This is a genomic window from Actinomadura sp. CNU-125 (assembly GCF_001942465.1).
GTDB lineage: Bacteria > Actinomycetota > Actinomycetes > Streptosporangiales > Streptosporangiaceae > Spirillospora.
Genome location: NZ_MKJY01000328.1, coordinates 1 through 5,064, shown reverse-complemented (window position 1 = coordinate 5,064; position 5,064 = coordinate 1). Strand labels below are relative to the sequence as shown.

The following is a 5,064-nucleotide window of genomic DNA, read 5'->3' as shown; positions in this document are numbered from 1 at the left end:
GAGCAGGTCGACGAGGCCGTCGGCGCGCTCGACCAGCTCCCGGGTGACGACGGGCCGCCGCCGCGCACGGCGTGGCGGCCGGGCGCGTGCGCCGCCGAGACCAGCCGGCACAGCGACCGCCACCCGGCGCCGCCGGTGGCGAGCACCACGATCGGCCGCGCGCCCGCGACGGCGAGGTCGGCGCCGACGATCGCGCCGATGCCCGCGTCGCGGCAGGCCAGGACGTGCCGGACGGCCCCGTACAGGCCGTCGCGGTCGGTGACGGCGAGCGTCTCCATGCCGAGTTCGGCGGCGCGCTCCGCCAGCGCGGCGGGCGGCGCGACACCGTGGCGCAGCGAGTACGCGGACGCGACGTGCAGATGCATCGTGTCAGTCCCATACCCGGGAAAGCAGCCAAGTCTGCGTCGAAACGTCACATCGGAGCTCGTAGACCCCCGTTTCGGTGCCGGGGGAGGCTTCCACGCGCCAGAATTCGCGCTCGCCGAGGACGTCGCCGTCCGGATCCTGCTCGCGCCACCAGTCGCGGGTCGCGACCCAGTGCTCCAGCACCCGCCGCACGACGTAGCACCGGCCGCGCCGGACGAACCGGACGGGACGTCCGTCCCGCACCGAGACGTCCACGGGATCGCCGAACACGCGCGTCATCTGCCTCCCCCTCGCGTTCACCGCACGGGGGAAGACATGCGGCCAATCGAACATACGTTCGCAAGGGAGTCTAGAGAGGTCACGAAGCCGGAGGCAAGGCGCCCCCCGCACAGACCCACTCCGGGGGGCGCCGGGGGCGGGGGTCAGCCGAGGAGGCGGGCCAGGCGGTCGGCGACCTGGGGCGCCGCGGTGACGTCGGCCATGCCGCCGCACGGCCACAGGTAGGCCCAGCCGTCCCCGGTCGGCGTGGCGACCACCATGGCGCCGCGGCCTGACCGGGCGCCGCGGACGCTCAGCACCGACTCCCCCGGCCCGGCGAGCCGCCAGGTCAGCCCGCGCAGCTCCAGTTCGTACGCCAGCGCCGCGAGGTGCCTGCGGCGCACCCGCGCGATGTCCTGCCCGCCGATGACGGACATGCCGATCACCCACCCATCCCGCCGGACGGTGACTTTGAGTCATCATCCGGCAACGATCCGTGACCGACCTCAGCATGGCCCGTGGAGGCCGTCTGTGCAGGGAAAACGCGGAGAACGGTCGATGTTTTCCGGGCGCGCGGCCCGATGGTCCGGGGCCGCGCGGCCGATACGCACGGTGTCGCCGCGCCAATCGCGACCGAATAGTTGAAACATCACGTTCATGGTGGGCGCGCCGCCGTGATACAAGCTCTTTGAGAGCGGGCGGGCACCGCCCGTGCACCACCGGGAGCAGGAGGAGCAAGCGATGACCGCCGATGCGGCCGGACGCTCCGGCGGCGGGGTCCGCGAGCGCAAGAAGCGGCGGACCCGGATGGCGCTGATCGACGCCGCCCTCGAACTGTTCGTGCGCGACGGCTACGAGGAGACGACGATCGACGAGATCGTCGCGGCGATCCCGGTGTCGCAGCGGACGTTCTTCCGGTACTTCGCCTCCAAGGAGGACGTGGTCCTCAGCCAGGTCTCGGAACGGTACCGGGCCGTCGAGGAGGCGCTGGCGGAACGGCCCGCGGCGGAGCGCCCGTTCACCGCGCTGTTCGAGGCGCTGCGCACGGTGCTGCAGACGGTCGCCGCGGGCGACGAGGCGGACGTCGCCCGGTTCCGCCGGATCCGGCAGGTGATCGAGACGACGCCCGCGCTGCTGTCGGCGGAGCTGATCGCGTACGCGGCGTCGGAGGGCGCGCTGGTCGCCGAGATCGCGCGCCGCGAGGGCGTGGACACCGCCCGGGACCTGCGGCCGCGGCTCGTCGTGGCGCTCTTCACGGCGGCGACCCGGGTCGGGTTCGAGGAGTGCTCCCGCCGCGAGATCTGGGACCCCGGGACGATCGCCGCGCGCGTCGACGAGACCGTCGCGCTCGTCGACGCGACCGTCCACGACTGGATCTGACGCCGCGTACGCGGATCTGCCGCCGCGTACGTGGAACAACGCGTACGTGGAACAACGCGTGCGAGGGCGCGGTTACCGCGTCCGTACGCCCGCTGATCATCGAGGAGCAGGAATGCGCGCGATCGTCGTGTCGGAGAACGGCGGCCCCGAGGTACTGGAGCCCGCGGAACGTCCGGACCCCGAACCGGGGCCCGGCGAGGTACTGGTCGACGTCGCGGCGGCGGGCGTCAACTTCATCGACGTGTACTTCCGGACGGGCGCGTACCCGCAGCCGCTCCCGTACACGCCCGGCATGGAGGCCGCCGGGACGGTCGCCGCGGTGGGCCCGGGCGTGGACGGGTTCGCCGTCGGCGACCGGGTGGCGTGGTCGAACGTGCAGGGCGCCTACGCGGAACGGGCCGTCGTCCCCGCGGAGTCCGTCGTGCCGGTGCCGGACGGCGTCGACCCGCAGGACGCCGCGGCCGTCCTGCTGCAGGGCATGACCGCGCACTACCTGACCCGGTCGACGTACCCGGTCCGGGACGGCGACACCGTGCTGGTGCACGCGGCGGCGGGCGGCATGGGGCTGCTGCTCACGCAGGTCGCGACGATGCTCGGCGCCCGGGTGATCGGCACGGCGTCCACCCCGGAGAAGGCGGAGCTGGCGCGGGAGGCGGGCGCCGACGCGGTGCTCGGCTACGACGGGTTCGCCGACCGGGTGCGGGAACTGACCGGCGGCGAGGGCGTCGCGGCCGTGTACGACGGGGTGGGCGCGCCGACGTTCGACGGGAGCCTGGCGAGCCTGCGGCGGCGCGGCGTCCTGGCGCTGTACGGCGCGGCGGGCGGCCCGGTGCCGCCGTTCGACCCGCAGCGGCTCAACGCCGCCGGGTCGCTGTTCCTCACCCGCCCGACGCTCGCGCACCACACCGCGACCCGCGATGAGCTGCTCGAACGTTCCGGCGAGGTGTACCGGTGGGTCGCGGACGGACGGGTGAGGGTGCACATCGGGCACCGTTACGACCTCGCCGACGCCCGCGCGGCGCACGCGGACCTGGAGGGGCGCCGAACCACCGGAAAGCTCTTGCTCACTCCCTGACCGGGCTTAGGCTGGGCCCGCAAAGCTGATCATCAGAGGAGCCCGAGCCCCCATGACCGCCACCACGACAGCCGAACCCCTCGCGCCGGACGAGCCCCGCGTCCTCGGCGCCTACCGCCTGCTGGGGCGGCTGGGCCGGGGCGGCATGGGGACCGTCTACCTGGGCGCCGAGCCCAACGGGCGCCGGGTCGCGGTCAAGGTGATCAACCGCGAGCTGGCCGGGGAGCCGGCGTTCCTCGCCCGGTTCCGCCGGGAGGTGACGGCGGCGCGGCGCGTCCACCGGTTCTGCACGGCGCCCGTCCTGGACGCCGAACTCGACCAGGACCCGCCGTACATCGTCACCGAGTACATCGACGGGCCGAACCTGCACGACGCGGTCCGCGAGCGGGGCCCGCTGCCCGGCTCCGACCTGGAGGGACTCGCGGTCGGCGTCGCGACGGCGCTGGCCGCGATCCACGGCGCCGAGATCGTCCACCGCGACCTCAAGCCCGCGAACGTCCTGCTGTCGTCCACCGGCCCCCGCGTGATCGACTTCGGCATCGCCCGCGCCCTCGACGCCGCCGACGGCCTCACCCGCACCGGGCAGTTCGTCGGGACGCCGTCCTACATCGCGCCCGAGGTGCTGGAGGGCGGGCCGGTCGAGCAGGCGTCGGACGTCTTCTCGTGGGGCTGCGTGGTGGCGTTCGCCGGGACGGGGCGGCCGCCGTTCCAGGGCGCGACGGTCGCGGAGACGTTCCGCCGCATCGGCGCCGCGGAACCCGACCTGGACGGCCTCGACGCGCGGCTGCGGGAGATCGTCGCCGCCGCGCTCACCAAGGACCCGCGCGAGCGCCCCACCGCGCAGGACGTCCTCGCCCGGCTCGTCGGTCGGGAGCGGCCGGACCCGGAGTCGCTCGCGGAGTCGGTCTCGGCGACCTGGCAGCGGCCCGACGGCACCGGCGCCCCGGCGGGGAGCACGGCGACGGGCGGGCATCCGGTCCCGCCGCCGGTTCCCGCACCGGACCCGGACGTCGCCGCGCCGTCCGTCCCGCTCCCGTCGCCCGTCCCCGCGGCGGAGCGGGAGACGACGGCGGACGGTGCGATCGGCGCCGAGCAGACCGTCCTGGTCGACCTGCCGTACCCCGAGGAGTGGCGCGGCGCGCGGCGCTGGCTGCCGCTGCTGCGCGTGCTCCTGGTGATCCCGCACCTGCTGGTCATGCTGCTCGTGTACCTGGCGCTGGTGCTCGTGCAGCTGCCGTGCTGCCTGGTCATCCCGTTCATCGGACGCTACCCGCGCTCGCTGTACCGCATGGTCGTCGGCTGCCAGCGCTGGTCGGCGCGCGTCGTCGCGTACGGGTTCGGCCTCACCGACGAGAAGCTCCCGCCGTTCCGGACGCTGCCGCCCGCCCGGCGCGGCGGCTGAACCATCGCCGGGCTTCGAACGTCCCATTCCTCCGAGGACCGCTAGGGTTCTGACGGACAGATCCCCCATTCCCCCCACAGGATCAGGATGACCACGCACCCAGGAGAGAACGGCGAGGCGCTGCGCCCCGAAGACCCCGACCGGCTCGGCCCCTACCGGCTGACCGGACGGCTCGGACGAGGCGGCATGGGCACCGTCTACCTGGGCGAGGACGACGGCGGGCGCCGCGTCGCGGTCAAGGTGATCAACCGGGAGCTGGCCGGGGAGGCGTCGTTCCGGGAGCGGTTCCGGCGCGAGGTGACCGCGGCCCGGCAGGTCCGGCGGTTCTGCACCGCGCCCGTCCTGGACGCCGAGCTGGACCACGACCCGCTGTACGTCGTCACCGAGTACATCGACGGGCCGAGCCTGGAGAAGGCCGTGCGGGAGCGCGGGCCGCTGCAGGGCTCCGACCTGGACGGGCTCGCCGTCGGCGTCGCGACGGCGCTCGCCGCGATCCACGGCGCCGGGATCGTCCACCGCGACCTCAAGCCCGCGAACGTCCTGCTGTCGTCCACCGGCCCCCGCGTGATCGACTTCGGCATCG

The 5,064-nt window shown here is 74.4% G+C and carries 7 protein-coding genes; 4 read left to right on the top strand and 3 right to left on the bottom strand.

Annotated features, from left to right (window positions below; all coding sequences use genetic code 11):
- The 3 genes from BJF79_RS31290 to BJF79_RS31280 all read right to left on the bottom strand — a co-directional run.
- Window positions 1–365 (bottom strand): PHP domain-containing protein (locus BJF79_RS31290; protein ID WP_143220445.1); only part of this gene is annotated, 365 nt, incomplete at its 3' end.
- 4 nt (window positions 366–369) lie between these two features.
- Window positions 370–645 (bottom strand): DUF6504 family protein, encoded by a 276-nt coding sequence (locus tag BJF79_RS31285; protein WP_075902837.1) that lies wholly within the window; start codon window positions 643–645, stop codon window positions 370–372.
- Window positions 646–788: 143 nt separating this feature from the next.
- Window positions 789–1,061, bottom strand: a complete 273-nt coding sequence (locus BJF79_RS31280) for a hypothetical protein (protein WP_075902839.1) — start codon at window positions 1,059–1,061, stop codon at window positions 789–791.
- Window positions 1,062–1,365: 304 nt separating this feature from the next.
- On the opposite strand from BJF79_RS31280, the gene BJF79_RS31275 reads away from it, so the two are divergent.
- The 4 genes from BJF79_RS31275 to BJF79_RS31260 form a co-directional block, all read left to right on the top strand.
- Window positions 1,366–2,004 carry a TetR family transcriptional regulator gene (locus BJF79_RS31275; RefSeq protein WP_075902834.1) on the top strand — a complete coding sequence of 213 codons (639 nt, stop codon included), beginning with the start codon at window positions 1,366–1,368 and terminating at the stop codon, window positions 2,002–2,004.
- 112 nt (window positions 2,005–2,116) lie between these two features.
- Entirely contained in the window at window positions 2,117–3,079 is a 963-nt protein-coding gene (locus tag BJF79_RS31270; protein ID WP_075902832.1) for a quinone oxidoreductase family protein, read from the top strand.
- A 52-nt stretch (window positions 3,080–3,131) separates the two neighbouring features.
- Window positions 3,132–4,481, top strand: coding sequence for a serine/threonine-protein kinase (locus tag BJF79_RS31265; protein ID WP_075902830.1), 1,350 nt, complete (start codon window positions 3,132–3,134; stop codon window positions 4,479–4,481).
- An 87-nt stretch (window positions 4,482–4,568) separates the two neighbouring features.
- The coding region (locus BJF79_RS31260; RefSeq protein ID WP_143220443.1) for a serine/threonine-protein kinase at window positions 4,569–5,064 on the top strand (496 nt) is incomplete at its 3' end.

Coding starts and splice junctions, on each gene's coding strand:
- BJF79_RS31270 (WP_075902832.1), top strand. CDS start 2,117: ATGCGCGCGATCGTCGTGTCGGAGAACGGCGGCCCCGAGGTACTGGAG.
- BJF79_RS31285 (WP_075902837.1), bottom strand. CDS start 645: ATGACGCGCGTGTTCGGCGATCCCGTGGACGTCTCGGTGCGGGACGGA.
- BJF79_RS31280 (WP_075902839.1), bottom strand. CDS start 1,061: ATGTCCGTCATCGGCGGGCAGGACATCGCGCGGGTGCGCCGCAGGCAC.
- BJF79_RS31265 (WP_075902830.1), top strand. CDS start 3,132: ATGACCGCCACCACGACAGCCGAACCCCTCGCGCCGGACGAGCCCCGC.
- BJF79_RS31275 (WP_075902834.1), top strand. CDS start 1,366: ATGACCGCCGATGCGGCCGGACGCTCCGGCGGCGGGGTCCGCGAGCGC.